The sequence below is a fragment of the Lysinibacillus sp. Y5S-8 genome, from assembly GCF_036894365.1.
Classification (GTDB): domain Bacteria; phylum Bacillota; class Bacilli; order Bacillales_A; family Planococcaceae; genus Lysinibacillus; species Lysinibacillus fusiformis_D.
Genome location: NZ_CP145889.1, coordinates 1,140,612 through 1,160,055, shown reverse-complemented (window position 1 = coordinate 1,160,055; position 19,444 = coordinate 1,140,612). Strand labels below are relative to the sequence as shown.

The following is a 19,444-nucleotide window of genomic DNA, read 5'->3' as shown; positions in this document are numbered from 1 at the left end:
AGGTGATAAGGGTTTTGAGCCACTTATCACCTTTTTGTAAACGTGAATTACTCAGCAGCAGCTTCTACAGCTGGAGCTTCTTCTTCACCTTGTTTTGACTCGATTAAAGCGTCAGCCATTTTAGCAGTTAAAAGTTTAACAGCACGAATAGCATCATCGTTAGCAGGGATTACGTAGTCGATTTCATCTGGATCACAGTTAGTATCAACAATACCTACTAGAGGGATGTTTAATTTACGAGCTTCTGCAACAGCAATGCGCTCTTTACGTGGGTCAACCACGAACATTACGTCTGGAAGATCGTGCATATCACGGATACCGCCTAGGAATTTGATTAGACGTTCGTGTTCTTTTTTAAGTTGGATTACTTCTTTTTTAGGAAGAACTTCGAAAGTTCCTTCTTCTTCCATTTTTTCGATTTGTTTCATACGTGCAACACGTTTTTGAATTGTACCGAAGTTTGTAAGAGTACCACCTAACCAGCGTTGGTTGATGTAGTAGTTGCCTGAACGTTCAGCTTCATCTTTGATCGCTTCTTGTGCTTGTTTTTTCGTACCAACGAAAAGAACTTTACCACCGTCTTGACCAACTTGACGCATGAAGTCATAAGCTTCCTCTAATTTTTTAACCGTTTTTTGTAAGTCGATGATGTAGATCCCGTTACGTTCAACGAAGATATATTTCTTCATTTTTGGGTTCCAACGACGAGTTTGGTGACCGAAATGTACACCAGCTTCAAGTAATTGTTTCATAGAAATTACTGACATGTGAATTTCCTCCTAGTATGTTTGGTTTTTATCCTCCGCATTTATCATCTGCAACAAGCTACCCTAAACTTAGAGCACCACTTACTACATCAAAATGCGTGTGTAGTAATAACACCATTTGCAACTATATCATAGCTTTGATTGATTCGCAACAATTTAGTGATGAAATTTCAGTAAAAGCTCGATTTCTGTTTTCCCCTTTTGCAGTTGTTTCGCTATCTCCTCTGCTGATTTTCCCTGCTTTGCTAATTCTAGCGCTTGCTGTTCCACCGTCAGCACTTTTTCTTTTTCAGGTAGGCTTGCCATCTCCTCTTTTGGAGATGGCGCTGCTTGTGCCTTTTTTGCACCAGTATGTTGCTGACGTGAATAAGCATTTGCTACAATTTTTTTAGGTACGTAGATACGAGAATCTTTATCTAAACTTAGCGAACTATCACTTTTAGTCCCTTGGGTTAAATCCGAAGAAGACTGTTCCATTGGTGTCACACTTTGTTCTATTTGCTGCAAGCTACTCGCCGCTATTTCGGGCTGTTTGACATTTTGTAACTCTTTAATGAGACGGTCATTTTCATCTTTCATTTCTGCTAAATAAGCCGTAATGGTATCGTCCATTTCCCTCATTAAACGTTCTTGCTTCTTTTCTAAATCCTTAAATTTTGCGAGCTTTGTATTTAAAATAATAAGGAAGTAAAATGAAAGTAGCTGTAAAAAGAATAGTAACGCTATTAGTATGGTTGTCATTGTAAACTCCTATCCACTAAAATCCACGAAATTCCCTTTAAACGGATGTTGTGCCTGTTTTTCTTGTTGACCCTGCTTCTTTTTCTTCTTTTTATGAATACCTGTTAAATATTCGCCACCTGCATCCTCATCCTCACTAATTTCATCCATACCTTCTGTTGTATTGACAATTTTTTGCTTGCGCTCTACTTCTTTTTTTAATGCTTCATTTGCGTGTGCCTGTTGGGCTAATGCTTGTTGCTGTGCCTGATCTGCCATTTTCCCCGCTTCAAATGTTTTTGGAATAGCAATTTGTAATTCGACACCTTTTAAACTCATTGGAATCTCTCCCTCAAGGATATTTACGCATTAATCATTTCACTTGATAATAGCTTTCGTAGCTTTAATAGCGCTTTTGAATGAATCTGTGAAATACGTGATGTTGACAGTTCAAGCATTTCACCAATTTCAGTCAAAGTTAATTCCTCTGTGTAAAATAAACTAAGTACAAGCTGTTCTTTTTCATTGAGCTTTTGAATATTCTCAGCCAAGTCACCTAATAACTCGGATTTAATAACAGTTTGCTCAGGTGTTTTTGTCGTATCATCTCGGATGACAAATGACTTACCGTCCGCTTCCTCTTGATCCTGTTGCTCATTAATGGAAAGAACATTTGAAAAAAAATGCTCTTGCACTGTCTGATACACATCTTCAACAGATACTTCCATATGCTCCGCAAGTTCCTCAGGTGTTACATGACGCATATATTTTTGCTCTAATTGTTCAATTTGAGCATCTAATTTTTTGGCTTTTTCACGCGCTGAACGCGGTAACCAGTCTTCCTTACGTAAACCATCAATGATAGCGCCTCTTACTCTAAACGAAGCATATGTATCGAATTTTAAATCTCTGTTAATATCAAATTTATTTAATGCATCAAAAAGCCCTACCATGCCTAAACTCGTTAAATCGTCTCGTGATACGCTCTTTGGCAAACCCGCACCAATACGTTGGACATGGTAAGATACTAAAGAAATATATTTTTTTATAAGTAAATCACCAGCATCTGGATCACGCTCATGAATCCAGCGATTCCATAGTTTTTGCTCATCGTTCAGAATTGGTTGTGTCATGAAATCCACCTCTCTAAAAACGCTTTACGCGCCCGTTTGCCACTGACTATTTGCGCTCATAAAATTAATCATTCAACAGGATTTCTCGGTTAATTTTTGTAAAAAATCCACATTAAAGCTAATCTAGACGTGAGCCTCGAATAGTTAAAAACTCGATAAGCAGTTGCCATCTTTCCTATATTATAACAAGAATCGACTATAATTTCATTTGTTTCTCTTACTCTCTAATATATTCCTTAATTTTTTAATCTCATAGAAAAACTGTACCCTTGTTATGATGAACAGTTGGATACAGTTCTAAAATTTGTCTACAGAATTAAACTTATAATTTAGGACGCTATTTAATTCGATGCTAAGGTGCATCATAACTATGACATTGAACAAAAAGGCTATAATACCTACATTGACAGCCTTCATCCACAATGCACAAATCGTCGTTTCAAAAACGTGCTATAGGGCTAGAAATAATTTTCCCACTGAATATTGAGATCTACGAGCGATTGCTTCAGCCCATCACTAATACCATGTTCGCCCTCTCCCTCCTTTTGGCCATTCTTGCTTATCTGCTTCATTAAGCGGTGGTTTTCCTCCTGTAATAAAGTGCGCTAATAAGCTAGCCTGAACTTTTGAGTTTCTCGTATAATAAAGCCTTCAAATGCCCAATAAAAAAAGAGCCGCTATTCGCGACTCATTTTTACGCATTCACTTGTTGCTCTTCTTCTCGATTCATCATCGTTCGTACTACTTGAGCAATTTCCTCGGAATTTTCATCTTGAAATTCAACCGTTGAATTAACTGCTGGAGCCTCTTGCTTTGCGCCATCAGTAGCATCAAGTTCATCATCTGTTAGATCATCTTCATCCACTTCTTCATTAGCCTCTGGCGTAAACATGATGTAAGCAATTAAAAAACGTACTATATACATAGCGATAAAGACGATAATTGCTACAACAAAAGAGCTGATGATGATGCGAAGGGGGGTAGATGGTTTTTGAAATGTACTGAAAAAATAAATTGAAAAAGCAATTAATGCTCCCCATAGATTGTAAAAAATAGAACCAAACATTAGATTTCGCTCACTCCTTGGTTAACTGTTCGAATATGTAATATCGACGTTGCAGGATTAAATTCAATCGTTCTACCACTATTTCCACCAGTATCCTCGGCCACTAAAGGTACTCCATGTCTCTTTAACTCATGTTTAACTGCTTCTACATTGCGGGGACCGATACGCATCGTATCTTTGTCAGATGTAAATTGGAACATCTGCGCCCCCCCTGCAATTTTTGCCTTTAGTTTAAATTTTTGAACGCCTTCTAATTTTAATAAATCTATCATTGCTGCAATACCTGAATCTGCAAATTTTGCCACATTGATTGACTCAGCTCTACCTAAGCTTGAATCTGGTAACATCACATGGATTAAACCAGCAATTTTTTTTGACTCATCATATAAAATAACGCCCACACAAGAACCAAGACCAGAAGTTCGAATGGTGTTAGGTAACTTTACTACATCCATTTGTGCAATTCCCACTTTAATTACTTGTCCACTACTGCTGCTTAACATCATCATGAAACTCCTAATGCTTTAAAAATTGCATCGAATGAGTCGGGATCGGGAAGCAGGAAGAAATGACCTCTCACCGTTTCGTGGTCTTCTACACCTTCTTCAAAAATGGATGTATTTATCACAATAACATTATCACTTACATGTGATAATTCGATTAAACCAATACTGATAATAGCGCCAAACATATCTACACTTAGACCAGGTACTGTTGGGTAAATTTTCAAATTGGTAAAGTCCGATAAGGCAGATAAATAGGAGCCCGATAAAATATTGCCCATTTCTTGCATAGCTGATAAGCCTAGCTCTGAAACTGGTTGCTTTTTAAAGTCAAATGTATCATCAAAAATAAGACGACGGATAAAGCGATTTGCTTGCTCGATAGGTAAAATAAAGAACATACTTCCTTCAGCATCTCCTTCAATACGAAGGTAAATACCAACTACAACGTTTTCAGATCCGCCAGCCAATTCCATCATTTCGTTAAAGGACACCATTTCTACCTTTGGAACGCGCATATCAATTTTTTTCCCAAGTAAATTGGAAAGTGCTGTCGCGGCATGCGCAGCACCAATATTTCCAATTTCCTTTAATACATCTAAATGTAGCGATGTAATCTTTTGATTAAATGTCATTATCGATCCCTACTTTAGTGGATTTAATACTTTTTCTAAATGTAACAAGATTAATAATCGTTTCTCTACTTTGGCAACACCTGAAATAAATTCTTCTTCAAGTGAGCCAACGACCTCTGGTTGCGGTTCAATTGCACTTGCTGGAATATCAATAACATCGTTCGCTGAATCTACAACAAAACCTACTTCCATATCTTCTAATGAAATAATGATAATACGTGTTGTTTCTTCATGTTCAGAAACAGGTAGTTCAAAGCGTTCACGTAAATCTACTATTGGTGTAACAACACCTCGTAGATTGATTACACCTTTCACATATTTCACGGTTTTCGGTACACGCGTAATATGCATTAATTTTTCAATTCCTTGTACATGGGACACGGGAATTGCATATTCTTTATCTGCTAGCTGAAAAACAATTACTTTAATACTTTCTTGTTCCACTGCGTTTGTCATACTTTACACCTCTCTTATTCATTCACCTTATTTAATTAGTGCGTTGCAATCTACAATTAAGGCTACTTTACCATTACCTAAAATCGTTGCACCTGAAATGGCAAAGATATTTGTTAAGTAATTTCCTAATGACTTTAAGACAATCTCTTGTTGTCCAATGAAAGAATCCACTACTAGACCAGCAAGTTTTTCACCTTTGCGAACAATTACGACTGAATGGAATTCTTCATCTTGTGACTCTTTACGAGGAACCTCAAAGATTTCCTCTAAGAATACCAATGGAACAACCTTGCCACGGAAGTCGATTACTTTTTGATTATGCGCATTCATAATCTCTGATGAACGGATAATAGATGTTTCAATAATAGAAGATAGTGGAATTGCATAAATTTCTTTTTCAATCTCCACCAGCATGACTGAAATAATCGATAATGTCAGTGGTAATTGAATCGAGAAGATAGATCCAACATCCTGTGTAGATTCAATTGAAATATTGCCACCAAGTGATTCAATCGTTGTTTTCACAACATCTAAACCTACCCCACGACCAGAGACATCAGAAATGACATCGGCAGTTGAGAAGCCTGAAGCTAAAATAAGCTCATTAATCTGTTTATCAGACATTGAATATGATTGTTCTTGTGTCACAATGCCTTTTGAAATAGCTTTCGCTAGTACTTTTTCACGATTAATGCCCGCGCCGTCATCTTCAATTTCAATAAAGACATAGTTTCCACTATGATACGCACGTAGGACAACTGTTCCTTCTTCTGGCTTACCTTTTGCACGACGAGCCGTCGGATTCTCAATCCCATGATCCACAGAATTACGGATTAAGTGAACTAGTGGGTCCCCAATTTCATCTATAACCGTACGATCTAACTCGGTTTCTGCACCGATGATTTCTAGGTTGATCTTTTTATTTAAGTCACGCGATAGCTGACGAATCATTTTTGGGAATCGGTTGAATACTGTTTCCACTGGTACCATACGCATCGTTAAAATAATTGTTTGTAGATCACCCATTACACGACTCATGCGCTCTACTGTTTCATTTAACTCACCATGATTCACTTCTGTAGCAATCGATTGTAGTCGACCACGATCAATGACAAGCTCTTCAAACAAGTTCATTAAAATATCAAGACGTTCAATATTTACACGAATCGTTTTATTCCCTACAGGTGCATGAGCTTTATCAGCTTTAGCTGGTGCTGCTGCTTTGGCTGGTGCCGCAACAGGTTCAGCTTTCGCAGGCGTAGCTGCTGGTGTTGGTTCTACTTCTACCACTGCTGTTGCTGCTACTTCCTGATGGGCTTCATATTGTTTTTCACTAAATTTCCTCAGGTCAATTGTTGTCACAACGACTTCATCAACCTCTGAAACCTTCATTATTTTTTTCTGCATATCTTCGGCTGTTTCTTTTGTCACAAAAGCAACATAGAATTGTTGATCAAACTGTTCATCTTCAAGCTTTTCAACAGATGGACTGGACTTAATGACATCTCCATCTTTTTCTAAAATTTCAAACACCATAAATACACGTGCAGCCTTTAATAGGCAATCCTCACGTAATGTAACTGCAATTTCAAATGCATTGAAGCCTTGTTCAGATGATTGTGTAATAACTGTTTGTTCAAAGCTATCATATTCTAAAACACTTGCAACGACTGTTGGTGCCACTGTTGCTACCACTTCTGGTACTGCTTCCTCACCTAATTCAATGCGCTTCAGCTGTGCAACAGTTGATGAAACATCACGTTTACCATCTCCACCGTTCGCAATATCCATCACCATTTCTTCTAGATGATCAACAGATTCAAAGACAACATCTAGTATTTCAGGTGTGACATGGATTTTCTCATTACGAATAGCATCTAAAACATTCTCCATTTTATGTGTCAAATCCGCTAAATCTTCAAAGCCCATTGTGGCAGACATACCTTTTAACGTGTGGGCAGAGCGGAATATTTCCCCAACAATGGCCAAATCATCTGGATTCTTCTCTAATTCTAATAAATGTTCACTACATGCTTGTAAATGCTCTTTACTTTCTTCGATAAACATCTCTAAATATTGATTGACTTCCATAAGAGGACACCCCTTTTAAGGCAAATATTTCATTATTGTTTGTGCAATATCATCTACATCTGCAACTTCATCAACAAGTTGCGTTTCTACTGCTGCTTTTGGCATACCATATACAATGCAAGTTTCGGCTGATTCTGCAATAGCTATGACATTACCACTTTTTTTCAATGCTTTCAGTCCATTAGAACCATCATGGCCCATACCAGTCATAATGACTGCCACTTTATCAAAATCCTTATATTGACTAACATCTTCAAACATTACATCTACAGAAGGGCGATGGCCTGATCTCGGTGCTTCCTGATTATCAAGAACAATGCCAAAAGTCGTTCCTACTTTTCTCAGCTTTAAATGATAACCACCCGGTGCAATATAAGCTACTCCATTTTGCAATATATCGCCCTGTTCCGCTTCTTTTACAGCAATTTCACTTAGCTGATCCAGACGAGTAGCAAGTGATTTAGTAAATCCAGCTGGCATATGCTGAACAATTAATATAGGTGCTTGTATGGACTTAGGAATTTTAGTAATGACCTCCTGAAGTGCACGAGGTCCTCCGGTTGATGTACCAATTAACACCATTTTCTTTCCAACTTTACTCCATTCTACCAGTGGCTTTGATGTAGCTACATTGCTAGCAGCAACATTCATAAGAGTTGGTGTTCGTCCATGCTGTTGTGGCTCCTTTACTACGGTACTCGCTCTTGTCACTGGTTCTTGTTGTTTTTTACTACCAGAAGGTTTTTTCAATTTGGAAATCGGCACCATTGCCGCTTGCTCTACTTTGTGAACAAGCTCATTTTGGATTTTATGTAAATCAAGAGAAATGGTTCCGCTTGGCTTTGCGACAAAATCTACTGCACCACTCTCAATTGCTGCTATTGCATTTTCTGTCCCACGTTGAGTGGTACTCGAGAGCATTATTACAGGAACTGGACATTGAATCATAATTTCTTTTAAAGCATCGAGCCCATTCATTTCAGGCATCTCAATATCCATTGTCACAACTGTTGGCTTCAACGACTGTATTTTTTTGATCGCATCTTTTCCATTTCGTGCCGTTCCAACTACTTCCACCTTCGAGTTGCCAACAAAAAAGTCACTAATTAGCTTTCTCATAAAAGCAGAATCATCCACAACTAATAGCTTGCTTTTATGTAAAAAGTCCAATTAATCACGCCCTTTCGAGAAAATACTTCTGAGTTTCGATAAAAATTTTTTAGCTGTTTGTTCATGTGCGTGTATTTCCTCTGCACGATGTTCCATAAAACGAACGACTATGAGTTGTAATGTCTTTGATATTAGTGCGTCTGGATAAGCAAGCGAGAATGGTACTTGCTCACGCACAGCCTTACGCACAACTGGATCTTCAGGTAATGAACCTAGAATGGTTATTTCTTTGTCTAAAAAACGTTTCATCGTTATTTTTAAACGTTCATTCGTTTCAATTCCTTCTTCTTTGCTAAAAGCACGGTTACAAAGAATATAAAACTCCTTCTCTGGATCACGTACATGAATATATTTCATCATGGAGTACGCATCTGTTATAGAAGTAGGCTCCGCGGTTGAAATGACAATAATTTCATCAATGGATGTCAGTAAGTCTAATGACCAATTTGTCGCACCAGCCCCCATATCAAATAAAATATAATCATAGTTTTTTTGAAGCTGTTCAAAGGCATGAATCAATCGCTCAAACATACTTTGTGACCAATCTAGAACGCTCGTCATACCAGACCCACCTGAAATATACTTTAGATCATAAGGTCCTTCAAATATTACCTCATCTAGTAATTTATTTCCTTCTAAGTAGTCTTTCAAACTATAAGAAGTATTTTTCCCAATTAAAATATGAATATTCCCCATCCCAATATCCATATCTACAATGGCAACTCTTTTTCCCTTTTGGGCCAAGGTTATAGCAAAATTCATGGTGAAGTTACTTTTACCTACTCCACCTTTGCCACTGACAACTGCAATGGCTCTACCTAGTTCGCCCTGCTGCCTCATCATTTTCAAGCGTAATGTTTCAGCTTGGTCTCTCATTTTTCTTCACCTTGAAAAAACAAATTAAGTACTGCTTCTAAATCAGCTTCCTCAATATCTTCTGGTACTTCTTGACCATTCGTATAGTAAGCAAGTCCTTTATTATATTTAATCATTAAATTGATCATTGTGCCAATAGAATTTGTTTCATCAATTTTTGTGAAAATGAATTTTTCAATTGGTAATTGCTTAAATTGGTCTACAATGTTCTCCATATCCTTTTCTTTCGTTGTCATAGCAAGGACTAAGTAAGACTCTGCTTGATCATCGAACTTAATGAGACGTTGGAGATCATCCACATATTTGACCTCTTTATAATTGCGACCTGCTGTATCAATAAACACCAAATCTAAATGGGATAAACTTTGGATTGCTTGCTCGAAATCGGTCGCATTATAAGCAATTTCAACTGGAGCCTGTAAAAGACCTGCATATGTTTTTAGCTGTTCTATGGCAGCAATTCGATACGTATCGGTCGTAATAAAGCCGACTTTTTTCTTTTTTTCTAACACAGCTCGCGCTGCCATTTTAGCAATCGTTGTAGTCTTTCCAACTCCTGTTGGGCCTAAAACATTTATATACTTTCTTTCATAGGACAATCCTCCAACAGGAAGGGCCTCTAGCTGCTTACGTAGTAAATTTTTCGTTATTAATTTACATTGTGAAAAATTTATTTCTGACGCTTCTTTGAAATGCATAAAAAGCTCATCACCTATCGTTGTGATGAGCTCTTCACTTAGCTCTTGCTGTCTTAAGTATTCAATGAAGGGGAAGAGTTCATCGGGATATTGAGCTTGGGTGGTCTTTTTATGCATCGATTGCATTAAAGATTTTAAATCTGCAATTTCCTTCCTCAATTCTTCAGAGATGCTAGTATCCTCATGCACTGCTGCAACATGTGATGTTGGCTCTTGATGGACTTTTGCTTGAATAGCATTTGTAATCTCTTGTAACCTTGCATTTTCTTTTGTTTCTACAGGTAGTACAGCTGGTGCTGGAGCCACATAACTTGGCTCCATAACATCAACTCCCGCGACCACTTCAAAACTTTTCTTTTTAATCATACCGAAAAATTTCTTTGTGATGACTACTTTTGAATTTAAAATGACTGCGTCCTCACCTAATTCTGCCCGCACTTGCTTCATCGCTTCTGGTATGGATGATGCATAATATTTTTTCATTTTCATTGAACATTCACCACCCCAACACTTTGAATTTCAACTGAAGCATCCAGCTCATTATAAGAGAGAACTGGAATTTGAGGGAAATAACGCTCCGTCAATTGTCGTAAATACATACGAACTGCTGGAGAGCATAAAATGATAGCAGATTGCTCCATAAAGGAAACACGCTCTACTTCTGCTGCAATAGTCTCTAAAACAGTTTGAGAATCTTGAGGGTCCATTGCTAAATAATTTCCGTGATCCGTTTGTTGAATACTATCAGCAATCATTTTTTCTACTTTACCTGACACCGTAATCACCTTTAATGCTGAACTATCTCCAACATATTGTGCAGTAATTTGACGTGCTAATGCTTGACGGACATACTCCGTTAAAATATCTGTATCACTCGTTAATTTTGCATAGTCTGCTAATGTCTCAAAAATGATTGGTAAGTTACGTACAGACACATTTTCTCGAAGAAGCTTGCCAAGTACCTTTTGGATTTCTCCAGTAGACAAAGGCGTCGGTGTTAATTCTTCGACTAAAATAGGATGTGTTTCGCGTAAGTGATCGATTAACTGCTTCGTCTCTTGGCGTCCTAGTAACTCATGTGCATTTGCTCGAATGATTTCTGTTAAGTGTGTTGACACCACACTTGGTGGATCAACAACTGTGTAACCATACATTTCGGCATCTTCTTTCACTTGCTCCGTAATCCATTTCGCTGGTAGTCCAAATGATGGCTCCACAGTATCAATTCCTTCAATAGAGTCATCATCACCAGGGCTCATCGCTAAATAATGATCTAATAAGAGCTCGCCTCGTGCCATTTCATTCCCTTTTATTTTAATTCGATATTCATTTGGTTGCAGCTGAATATTATCTCGAATACGAACAACTGGGATGACGATACCTAATTCTAGTGCTAGCTGTCGTCGAATCATAATAACACGATCTAATAAATCCCCACCTTGTGTAGCATCTACTAAAGGTATTAATCCATAACCAAATTCAAATTCGATCGGGTCCACATTTAATAAATTCACAACATTTTCAGGGCTCTTCATGCCATCTGTTGCCACTTCTTCCTCAATTTCAAGTAATTCCTCTTCATCCTCTGGCTTCTTACGCCCCATCATATATGCTCCTGTAATGAGTGACGCACCAATTGGAATCGTTATCCAATCTGGAATTGGTGTAAATAATCCAAGTAAGATAATCGTTCCACCAGCTACATAAAGAAGCTTTGCCTGAGCGAATAATTGTCCTGTTATATCCTGACCAAGACTCCCTTTTGAAGAGGCACGGGTTACAACAATCCCTGTAGCTGTTGAAATAAGTAAAGCCGGGATTTGGGATACAATACCATCTCCAACTGTTAGTTTAGAAAAATGAGTTGCTGCTTCTGCAAATGGAAGACCCATTTGCACTACCCCGATAATGATCCCAAATAATAGGTTGATAATAACCATTACCATTGAGGCAATGGCATCCCCTTTTACGAATTTTGTGGCACCATCCATCGCTCCATAGAAGTCTGCTTCTCCCGATACCTTTTCACGTCGTTCACGTGCTTCTTTTTCGGAAATGACCCCTGCATTTAAGTCAGCATCAATACTCATTTGTTTACCAGGCATTGCATCGAGTGTGAAACGTGCTGCTACTTCAGCTACACGCTCCGCGCCCTTTGTAATTACAATAAACTGAATTAACACTAGAATTAAGAAGACAACTAAACCAACAAGAACATTCCCGCCAACTACGAAATCACCAAAGGTTTCAACGACTGACCCTGCATCGCCATTTGCTAAAATAGCACGGGTTGTGGAAACACTTAATCCTAATCGGAACAAGGTTAACAGTAAAATGACCGATGGGAAGATAGAAAAGTCCAATGCTTCCTTCATACTCATTGCTGTTAGCAGTACAATTAATCCTAATGTAATATTAATGACAATTAAGAAACTTAACATCCACGGAGGAAGAGGGATGATGAGCATCGCAACGATTAAAATAACCGCACCTAAAACCCCAATATCGCGAACTTTCATTTGTGTCCCTCCTACTTAAAAGCTTTAAATTTTTCGCTTAATACGGTAAACATAAGCGAGTATTTCTGCTACTGCCTTAAAAAATTCCTCTGGTACTTGATCACCAATCTCTACCTGATCATACATCGCACGTGCTAAAGGTCTATTTTCAACCATTATGACATCATGCTCTTTGGCGATCAGCTTAATTTTTTGGGCGACAAAGTCTGTCCCCTTCGCAACGATACGTGGGGCATCCATATTGTCCTCATCGTATTTGAGGGCAATCGCATAGTGAGTAGGGTTGGTGATAACAACATCTGCATTCGGCACCTCTGACATCATACGACGCATCGCCATTTCGCGTTGACGTTGTTTGATTTTCGATTTAATCAGCGGGTCACCCTCACTATTTTTATATTCATCTTTAATATCTTGCTTAGACATTTTAAGATTTTTTTCATACTCATGTTTTTGATACATCCAGTCCAGAACGGATACACAAAGTAAAACTAAAGATGCGGCTATACCCATTATGCCGACAAGCTTCCCTACTGTAATAAGCGTCATCCATGGACTTTTAAAAGATAAAGCCAAAACTTCTGGTAGGTTTGTCCAAATAATGATTGTTGTGACACTTCCTATAAAGCCAATCTTTAAGACTGACTTCAGCAGTTCAACAATGGCCTTAACAGAAAATATTTTTTTTAACCCTTTAATAGGATCCATCTTTTTTAAATCAAATTTCATTGGTTCTAATGTAAATAAAAAGCCAAACTGCAGGAAATTACCCGCAAGAGCTCCAACAAAAGCAATCGCCATGATGGGCACAATAATAAAAGCCATCTGTATCAATGTTTCTGTAAATAAGCGCATCACACTATCAATCGTTAATTTTTCGATGCGTATGTTATGAATAAATGTTTGTCTAAAAAAAGCTAATAATTCATCACGCAAGGAGCCAGCAAAGAAAAATAAAAAGATAAATACCATAAGCATGACAATGGCACTAGAAATATCTTGACTCTTTACAACTTGCCCCTTTTTTCGAGCATCCTGACGTTTTTTAGGGGTTGCCTTTTCTGTTTTTTCACCTGCAAAAAACTGAATATCTAAACTTAGTAGTAGCTTCATATCATCCACCACCTAAAATGGCCATTAAATCCCGTATACCGTAGATCATAATCGTAATGAGCTTTTGAATAACTTGAATCATCACAGCCATCATTGTAAACATTACTAAAAAACTAACTCCGATTTTAATCGGAAAACCGACCACAAAAATATTTAATTGCGGTACTGTTTTTGCTGTTATTCCTAAAGCTAAATCGACTAAAAATAAGGTCGCCACAACAGGAGCAGCCATCTGAAATGCTATCGCGAAAACGGCTGTGAAAGTCGTCATAATAAATTTCGGTAAGCTTTCACTAGCAAAGCTTGGAAATTGATCCATCGGTAAAAATTGATAGCTATAGTAAATTCCATTCAGAATCATATGATGGCCATCAATCGCTAATAAAAAAAGAAGTGCTAGCATATTAAAAAACTGACCAATTAATGGGCTTTGCGCACCTGTTTGTGGATCAATGATATTGGCAATGGCAAATCCCATTTGAAAATCAATAAAGCTTCCTGCAATTTGTATTGCAGACATGATGATGTAGCCCATAAGACCAAGCAATAGTCCAACAAGTGCTTCTTTCATCACTAATAATATGTATTCATCATTGAAGACCAATGGCTCAACATCAATTGTATAGTACATTATCCAAGCTAATACCAGTGCGAGAGTAATTTTGACTTGTGGCGGAATGGTCCTATATGAAAAAAAAGGGACCGTAACAAAAAATGCTGAAACACGCACAAGTACTAATAAGAAAACCGTTAAATGTGGAATTAATTCATTCATGGACTCACCCTATATAACGTGTTAAATTCTCGAATATGTCTCTCGCATAGCTAGTAACTTGAGATAACATCCATGGGCCAAAGAATACGATGGCCACTAGGACAGCGACAATTTTGGGTACAAATGCTAATGTTTGCTCTTGTATCGAAGTTGTTGCTTGAAAGATACTTACCGCTAAACCAGTGATTAAAGCAACTAATAATAGCGGACCGCTTGTTAGAAGGATAATCATAATGGCACGTTCTGCTATGGAAATAACCAATTCACCTGTCATACTGTATCATCCCCTAAAAACTTTGTAGTAACGATTTCATGACTAGATACCAGCCATCGACCAGAACAAATAATAAGATTTTAAATGGCAAGGAAATCATTACTGGTGGTAACATCATCATCCCCATCGACATTAAAGTACTCGCAACAATCATATCGATGACAAGGAATGGTATAAAAATCATAAAACCAATTTGAAATGCTGTTTTTATTTCACTTAAAGCAAATGCTGGGACGAGCATTGTTAGTGGGATTTCCTCCACTGATGCTGGTTTTTCTGCTTGATTATAAGATAAAAATAATTCAAGGTCTTTTTGTCTTGTATGCTTACTCATAAACTCTTTAAATGGTGCACTAGCACGATCATATGCTTCTTCTAAACCAATTTCCTCAGCAAATAACGGCTGTAATGCCTCTTTATTCACCTCTTGAAAAGTTGGTGCCATAATAAAGAACGTTAAAAATAGTGCTAGACCAACAATCACTTGATTTGGTGGCATTTGCTGTGTCGCTAATGCCGTCCGCACAAAGGATAAGACAATGACAATTCTAGCGAAAGATGTCATTAATATTAAGATACTCGGTGCAAGAGATAAAACCGTTAGTAACAGTAGGAGCTTAACAGATGTAGAGACGTTGGTTGGATCGCTATTGGAAAAAACATTGATTAAATCATTCATTTATCATCCTTCTCCTTTTGCTTCCATCTCTCTATCTCATCACTACGCTCCTGTTTGATTTCAGATATCTTTTTTTCAAATAGTTTGCCAAATGAATCTTGCTTTTGTTCATTGTGCATACTCACTTGCTCTTTTTTCTTAAACTTAGAAAGTACTTCTGCAATATACGGTGATGTTGTTGCAAGTTCTTGCCTTTCGTTATAGAGTGCTAGCAATGCTTCAACTTCTTCAGGATCAGTAATTTCACGTAACAGTTGAACATCTTCTCCAACCCCTACTAAATACAATGATTTACCTACTTGTAAAAGCTGAACTGACTTTTGAGCACCTAACGATAAACCGCCTAAATTTTGTACCATTTGATTACGTTGGAAGTTTAAATTTCGTTTATTTAAAAACTTCATCAATCCATAAAATAAAGCTACAACAAAAATAAGCGCCAAAACCATTTTTATGTATTCCCATGCAGATATATCTCCAGCTGCTGATACATTTAATTCTTGTTTAGCAGCTGGATCGGTAGTATCTCCATTACAAGCTTCTGGGTTTTCAATGCAATCAGTGACACTATTCGTATCAGCATCTGCATAAACAGAAGTTGGTGTCGGGTACAAAAACAGGAAGGATACAAGAAATGCGAAAATCATCGTGAAACGAAATGATTTTAACATTCTCATACAATCATCCCAGTGCTTTTTGAATCGCTTCAATTACACGATCTGCTTGGAAAGGCTTCACGATAAAGTCTTTCGCGCCAGCTTGAATTGCATCGATTACCATTGCTTGTTGTCCCATGGCTGAACACATAATTACAGTTGCACTTGGATCTGTTCCCTTAATCGCTTTAAGAGCCGCAATACCGTCCATCTCTGGCATTGTGATATCCATTGTTACTAAATCGGGTTTTAATTCATTGTACTTTTCAACAGCCTGTAAGCCATCTGCTGCCTCTCCAACAACTTCAAATCCATTTTTTGATAAAATATCCTTGATCATCATGCGCATAAATGCAGCGTCGTCTACAATTAAAATTCTTTTAGACATGGTTAACTCCTCCAATTGAAACTATCTTAAATTATTTAAACGCTCTGCTTGACTTAAAACATCTGTAATACGGACACCAAAGTTTTCATCAATAACAACGACTTCACCTTTAGCGATTAAACGACTATTGACTAAAATATCAACAGGCTCCCCCGCTAATTTGTCTAGCTCAATAATTGAACCACTCGATAGTTCTAAAATCTCTTTAACAGAACGTTTCGTACGTCCTAACTCTACAGTAACTTGCAATGGAATATCAAGTAGCATATTTAAATTTCTAGCTTCAGATTGAGAGATTACATTTGGATCAAAGCTAGCAAACTGTGCTTGTTGCACATTCACAGGTTGTGCAGGTCTTGCTGGTTGCGTAAACTGTGGTTGCTCTTGATAAATAGGTTGCTGCGTTGGTGCTGTCTGCTGTTGATATACTGGTTGTGCAGGTGGTGGTGTTACAGGTGCTTGTTGTTGAACTGGTGGCGCTGCAATTGATGGTGCCTCAGGGGCAATCGTTGCAGCTACTGGTTCTTCAATTGACTCTGTTTCACCTAAAAGAGATTTTACAATGTTTTGACTAAATTTAAGCGGTAATAATTGCATTAAATTTGAATCAATTAAATTACCAATGCGTAGTCTAAAGGATACTTTAACTAATAAATCGTCTTCTGGAATATTGTCACGGCCTTCATCTTGTGAAATATTCATTAAATCAATAGTCGGTGGAGAAATATCCACTTTTTTATTAAATACAGTCGACATCGATGTTGCCGCTGAACCCATCATTTGGTTCATAGCCTCTTGAACAGCACTTAGTTGAATTTCACCTAAGTCTGGCTTCGGATTTAAACCATCGCCACCTAACATTAAATCAGCAATAATGGCTGCATCCGATTGTTTAATAACAAGTAAATTCATACCTGTTAAACCAATCGTATATTCCACCTGTACAGCCACATAAGGATGAGGAAACTCCTCTTCTAATTTATTACGGTTTATCATGGAAATACTTGGAGTAGTAATATCTACTTTTTGACCTAATAACGCAGAAAGTGCTGTAGCAGAACTTCCGAAAGAAATGTTACCTACCTCACCTAATGCATCTTGTGCAAACGAATCAAGGTAATCCTCAACTCTTAAATCATTAGTTTCATCATTTGAAGAAGCTGCAGTGTCGCTGTTTTTATCTTCCAACGTCTCGCCCCTTAATAACGCTTCAATTTCTTCTTGGGAGAGCATTTCATCACTCATCTTCGTCTCCTCCTTTCAAAGGGTCGATAATCTGGATTGCTAATTTTTTGCCTTGCTTACCTGGTTGAACCGTGAATTTTGGCAATGTTCCAACTTTCAGTATTAATGGATCTTCGATTTTTTGATCTAATTGTATAACATCACCAATTTGCATTGTAAGGAAATCCTCAATGGTAATGTCCGACAGACCCAGTTCAACTGAAAGTGGTAATTGTGCTTGTTTCACACGTGTTTCCAGCATTTTTGTTTGCTCTGGAGACATCTCTTTTGTATTTGTCTGCATCCAGTAGCGAACAGATAGATTTGGAACAATTGGCTCCAACACAACATGTGGGATACAGATGTTAATCATACCGCTTGTCTCACCAATAATCGTATTTAACGAAATTACAACCACTGTTTCATTTGGTGAAATCATTTGTAAAAATTGTGGATTTACTTCAAGCTCCACTAATATTGGATCAATTTCTGCAACATTTTCCCATGCCTCACGTAAATTGTCGAATGAGCGTTCAAAAAGGTTTGTCATAATCTTTGTTTCAATTTCTGTTAAGTTATCTACATTACTATGACTTGCCCCACTACCGCCCATTAAACGATCTAACATGGAATAGGCAATGTTCGGATTTATTTCCATCAATATATTACCATCTAATGGTGGCACTTCAAACACATTAATGAGTGTCATATTCGGAATCGAACGAACAAACTCTTCAAATGGTATTTGGTCTACCGATGCAACCGTAATCTGTACATAGCTTCTAAGCTGTGCAGAAAAGAAGGTTGTCAATAGTCGTGCAAAGTTTTCGTGTATTCGGGTCAAACTTCGGATTTGATCTTTTGAGAATCGAAGTGCTCGTTTAAAGTCATATACTTTAACCTTGCGTCCCTCGTCCTCCTTTTTTATATCGTCAGCTGACATTTCCCCAGTTGATATAGCGGAAAGCAGCGCATCTATCTCGGATTGAGATAACACATCTCCTGCCATTTACCCACCTCCATTTCAAGCAGTTTCTGTTTTATTGAGTGATGAAGGAGGTAAAATATACTTCCTGAACTTCTCCCTCTTGCATCAATTCATTTAACCTTGTTTTTAATGATTTTTGGAAAATTTGTTTCCCTTGCTTACCCTCTAAATCCTTTTGCTCCATTTCAGAAAGCTCTTGAATGGCAATATTTTGCACTTGGAAAACACGCTTTGTTAATTCTGTAGCAGCATCTTTACTTGTCGTTTGAATTTTTAATGACAAGCGTACAACTCTGTTATCTGCAAGATTTGTCGTGATTTCAGGAACCTCCACAGAGGATTCTACAATCTCATCAATGGTTGGCTCAACAGCTCCTGTTGGCTTATTAAATTGTGTAAGCAATACAAACAAAATAACGCCAATCAGTATGACTGCTACTAGCAAAATAATAATCATTGTTAACATTTTATTATTCTTCATCTTTTTCACCTCGTAGATGCGGGTTGGATAAAATTTGTATATTATTATAAAAGGCAGTTACCTTTTGTCGCACCTCATCTTCACTCTCTAAAACAATTACTTTTGTTCCAGTTGTTAAAGTAATAGTCGTATCTGGAAACGATTCGACTGTTTCTATGTATAAAGCATTTAATGTAAATGCTTTGCCATTAAGACGTGTTAGTTCGATCATTGAAATAGGGCCGGGTCTAGC

General features: G+C 37.6%; 23 protein-coding genes. All 23 read right to left on the bottom strand.

Going from position 1 to position 19,444, the window contains the following annotated elements; translation table 11 throughout:
* Window positions 1–47: 47 nt before the first annotated feature.
* Complete coding sequence (gene rpsB, locus V6670_RS05410) at window positions 48–767, bottom strand: 30S ribosomal protein S2 (protein ID WP_004269262.1); 720 nt, start codon at window positions 765–767, stop codon at window positions 48–50.
* Between the two features lie 156 nt (window positions 768–923).
* Window positions 924–1,508, bottom strand: coding sequence for a hypothetical protein (locus tag V6670_RS05405; RefSeq protein WP_141903473.1), 585 nt, complete (start codon window positions 1,506–1,508; stop codon window positions 924–926).
* Between the two features lie 9 nt (window positions 1,509–1,517).
* Window positions 1,518–1,826 carry a hypothetical protein gene (locus V6670_RS05400; protein WP_036124197.1) on the bottom strand — a complete coding sequence of 103 codons (309 nt, stop codon included), beginning with the start codon at window positions 1,824–1,826 and terminating at the stop codon, window positions 1,518–1,520.
* A 23-nt stretch (window positions 1,827–1,849) separates the two neighbouring features.
* The gene (locus V6670_RS05395) at window positions 1,850–2,620 is read right to left on the bottom strand and encodes a FliA/WhiG family RNA polymerase sigma factor (protein WP_036124200.1); all 771 of its coding nucleotides are present in this window, start codon (window positions 2,618–2,620) and stop codon (window positions 1,850–1,852) included.
* A gap of 694 nt (window positions 2,621–3,314) precedes the next feature.
* Window positions 3,315–3,686, bottom strand: a complete 372-nt coding sequence (locus tag V6670_RS05390) for a hypothetical protein (RefSeq protein WP_141903472.1) — start codon at window positions 3,684–3,686, stop codon at window positions 3,315–3,317.
* A complete protein-coding gene (locus V6670_RS05385) occupies window positions 3,686–4,189 on the bottom strand; it encodes a chemotaxis protein CheD (protein ID WP_036124234.1) in 504 nt (167 codons plus the stop codon). The genes V6670_RS05390 and V6670_RS05385 overlap by 1 nt, the downstream gene beginning before the upstream one ends.
* A gap of 2 nt (window positions 4,190–4,191) precedes the next feature.
* Window positions 4,192–4,824, bottom strand: coding sequence for a chemotaxis protein CheC (locus V6670_RS05380; protein WP_036124206.1), 633 nt, complete (start codon window positions 4,822–4,824; stop codon window positions 4,192–4,194).
* A 9-nt stretch (window positions 4,825–4,833) separates the two neighbouring features.
* Complete coding sequence (locus tag V6670_RS05375) at window positions 4,834–5,280, bottom strand: chemotaxis protein CheW (protein WP_036124209.1); 447 nt, start codon at window positions 5,278–5,280, stop codon at window positions 4,834–4,836.
* 27 nt (window positions 5,281–5,307) lie between these two features.
* A complete protein-coding gene (locus tag V6670_RS05370) occupies window positions 5,308–7,371 on the bottom strand; it encodes a chemotaxis protein CheA (protein ID WP_338652997.1) in 2,064 nt (687 codons plus the stop codon).
* A gap of 15 nt (window positions 7,372–7,386) precedes the next feature.
* On the bottom strand, window positions 7,387–8,541 hold the full coding sequence (locus V6670_RS05365; protein ID WP_082673691.1) for a chemotaxis response regulator protein-glutamate methylesterase: 1,155 nt from the start codon (window positions 8,539–8,541) through the stop codon (window positions 7,387–7,389).
* Complete coding sequence (locus V6670_RS05360; protein WP_141903469.1) at window positions 8,542–9,417, bottom strand: MinD/ParA family protein; 876 nt, start codon at window positions 9,415–9,417, stop codon at window positions 8,542–8,544.
* Window positions 9,414–10,604, bottom strand: coding sequence for a flagellar biosynthesis protein FlhF (gene flhF, locus V6670_RS05355; protein WP_141903468.1), 1,191 nt, complete (start codon window positions 10,602–10,604; stop codon window positions 9,414–9,416). The genes V6670_RS05360 and flhF overlap by 4 nt, the downstream gene beginning before the upstream one ends.
* Window positions 10,601–12,634 carry a flagellar biosynthesis protein FlhA gene (gene flhA, locus V6670_RS05350; protein ID WP_036124222.1) on the bottom strand — a complete coding sequence of 678 codons (2,034 nt, stop codon included), beginning with the start codon at window positions 12,632–12,634 and terminating at the stop codon, window positions 10,601–10,603. The genes flhF and flhA overlap by 4 nt, the downstream gene beginning before the upstream one ends.
* A gap of 24 nt (window positions 12,635–12,658) precedes the next feature.
* Complete coding sequence (gene flhB / locus V6670_RS05345; RefSeq protein ID WP_036124225.1) at window positions 12,659–13,747, bottom strand: flagellar biosynthesis protein FlhB; 1,089 nt, start codon at window positions 13,745–13,747, stop codon at window positions 12,659–12,661.
* A gap of 1 nt (window position 13,748) precedes the next feature.
* Entirely contained in the window at window positions 13,749–14,522 is a 774-nt protein-coding gene (fliR, locus tag V6670_RS05340; protein WP_338652994.1) for a flagellar biosynthetic protein FliR, read from the bottom strand.
* 4 nt (window positions 14,523–14,526) lie between these two features.
* Window positions 14,527–14,796, bottom strand: coding sequence for a flagellar biosynthesis protein FliQ (gene fliQ, locus V6670_RS05335; RefSeq protein WP_036124229.1), 270 nt, complete (start codon window positions 14,794–14,796; stop codon window positions 14,527–14,529).
* Window positions 14,797–14,809: 13 nt separating this feature from the next.
* Window positions 14,810–15,475, bottom strand: a complete 666-nt coding sequence (fliP, locus tag V6670_RS05330) for a flagellar type III secretion system pore protein FliP (protein WP_036124231.1) — start codon at window positions 15,473–15,475, stop codon at window positions 14,810–14,812.
* Entirely contained in the window at window positions 15,472–16,146 is a 675-nt protein-coding gene (locus tag V6670_RS05325) for a flagellar biosynthetic protein FliO (protein ID WP_338652992.1), read from the bottom strand. The genes fliP and V6670_RS05325 overlap by 4 nt, the downstream gene beginning before the upstream one ends.
* 10 nt (window positions 16,147–16,156) lie before the next feature.
* Complete coding sequence (locus V6670_RS05320; RefSeq protein ID WP_004269288.1) at window positions 16,157–16,519, bottom strand: response regulator; 363 nt, start codon at window positions 16,517–16,519, stop codon at window positions 16,157–16,159.
* Between the two features lie 21 nt (window positions 16,520–16,540).
* Entirely contained in the window at window positions 16,541–17,764 is a 1,224-nt protein-coding gene (gene fliY, locus V6670_RS05315; RefSeq protein ID WP_058843505.1) for a flagellar motor switch phosphatase FliY, read from the bottom strand.
* Window positions 17,757–18,752, bottom strand: coding sequence for a flagellar motor switch protein FliM (gene fliM / locus V6670_RS05310; protein ID WP_036124724.1), 996 nt, complete (start codon window positions 18,750–18,752; stop codon window positions 17,757–17,759). The genes fliY and fliM overlap by 8 nt, the downstream gene beginning before the upstream one ends.
* Before the next feature lie 31 nt (window positions 18,753–18,783).
* Window positions 18,784–19,212 (bottom strand): flagellar basal body-associated protein FliL, encoded by a 429-nt coding sequence (fliL, locus tag V6670_RS05305; RefSeq protein WP_141903465.1) that lies wholly within the window; start codon window positions 19,210–19,212, stop codon window positions 18,784–18,786.
* Window positions 19,202–19,423: a flagellar FlbD family protein gene (locus V6670_RS05300; protein WP_036124831.1), complete on the bottom strand. Its 222-nt coding sequence runs from the start codon at window positions 19,421–19,423 to the stop codon at window positions 19,202–19,204. The genes fliL and V6670_RS05300 overlap by 11 nt, the downstream gene beginning before the upstream one ends.
* Window positions 19,424–19,444: the final 21 nt, after the last annotated feature.

Coding starts and splice junctions, on each gene's coding strand:
- V6670_RS05320 (WP_004269288.1), bottom strand. CDS start 16,519: ATGTCTAAAAGAATTTTAATTGTAGACGACGCTGCATTTATGCGCATG.
- flhA (WP_036124222.1), bottom strand. CDS start 12,634: ATGAAAGTTCGCGATATTGGGGTTTTAGGTGCGGTTATTTTAATCGTT.
- flhB (WP_036124225.1), bottom strand. CDS start 13,747: ATGAAGCTACTACTAAGTTTAGATATTCAGTTTTTTGCAGGTGAAAAA.
- rpsB (WP_004269262.1), bottom strand. CDS start 767: ATGTCAGTAATTTCTATGAAACAATTACTTGAAGCTGGTGTACATTTC.
- V6670_RS05390 (WP_141903472.1), bottom strand. CDS start 3,686: ATGTTTGGTTCTATTTTTTACAATCTATGGGGAGCATTAATTGCTTTT.
- V6670_RS05360 (WP_141903469.1), bottom strand. CDS start 9,417: ATGAGAGACCAAGCTGAAACATTACGCTTGAAAATGATGAGGCAGCAG.
- V6670_RS05300 (WP_036124831.1), bottom strand. CDS start 19,423: ATGATCGAACTAACACGTCTTAATGGCAAAGCATTTACATTAAATGCT.
- V6670_RS05375 (WP_036124209.1), bottom strand. CDS start 5,280: ATGACAAACGCAGTGGAACAAGAAAGTATTAAAGTAATTGTTTTTCAG.
- V6670_RS05400 (WP_036124197.1), bottom strand. CDS start 1,826: ATGAGTTTAAAAGGTGTCGAATTACAAATTGCTATTCCAAAAACATTT.
- V6670_RS05395 (WP_036124200.1), bottom strand. CDS start 2,620: ATGACACAACCAATTCTGAACGATGAGCAAAAACTATGGAATCGCTGG.
- fliP (WP_036124231.1), bottom strand. CDS start 15,475: ATGAATGATTTAATCAATGTTTTTTCCAATAGCGATCCAACCAACGTC.
- V6670_RS05385 (WP_036124234.1), bottom strand. CDS start 4,189: ATGTTAAGCAGCAGTAGTGGACAAGTAATTAAAGTGGGAATTGCACAA.
- fliQ (WP_036124229.1), bottom strand. CDS start 14,796: ATGACAGGTGAATTGGTTATTTCCATAGCAGAACGTGCCATTATGATT.
- fliR (WP_338652994.1), bottom strand. CDS start 14,522: ATGAATGAATTAATTCCACATTTAACGGTTTTCTTATTAGTACTTGTG.
- V6670_RS05380 (WP_036124206.1), bottom strand. CDS start 4,824: ATGACATTTAATCAAAAGATTACATCGCTACATTTAGATGTATTAAAG.
- V6670_RS05405 (WP_141903473.1), bottom strand. CDS start 1,508: ATGACAACCATACTAATAGCGTTACTATTCTTTTTACAGCTACTTTCA.
- fliL (WP_141903465.1), bottom strand. CDS start 19,212: ATGAAGAATAATAAAATGTTAACAATGATTATTATTTTGCTAGTAGCA.
- V6670_RS05325 (WP_338652992.1), bottom strand. CDS start 16,146: ATGTTAAAATCATTTCGTTTCACGATGATTTTCGCATTTCTTGTATCC.
- flhF (WP_141903468.1), bottom strand. CDS start 10,604: ATGAAAATGAAAAAATATTATGCATCATCCATACCAGAAGCGATGAAG.
- V6670_RS05370 (WP_338652997.1), bottom strand. CDS start 7,371: ATGGAAGTCAATCAATATTTAGAGATGTTTATCGAAGAAAGTAAAGAG.
- fliY (WP_058843505.1), bottom strand. CDS start 17,764: ATGAGTGATGAAATGCTCTCCCAAGAAGAAATTGAAGCGTTATTAAGG.
- fliM (WP_036124724.1), bottom strand. CDS start 18,752: ATGGCAGGAGATGTGTTATCTCAATCCGAGATAGATGCGCTGCTTTCC.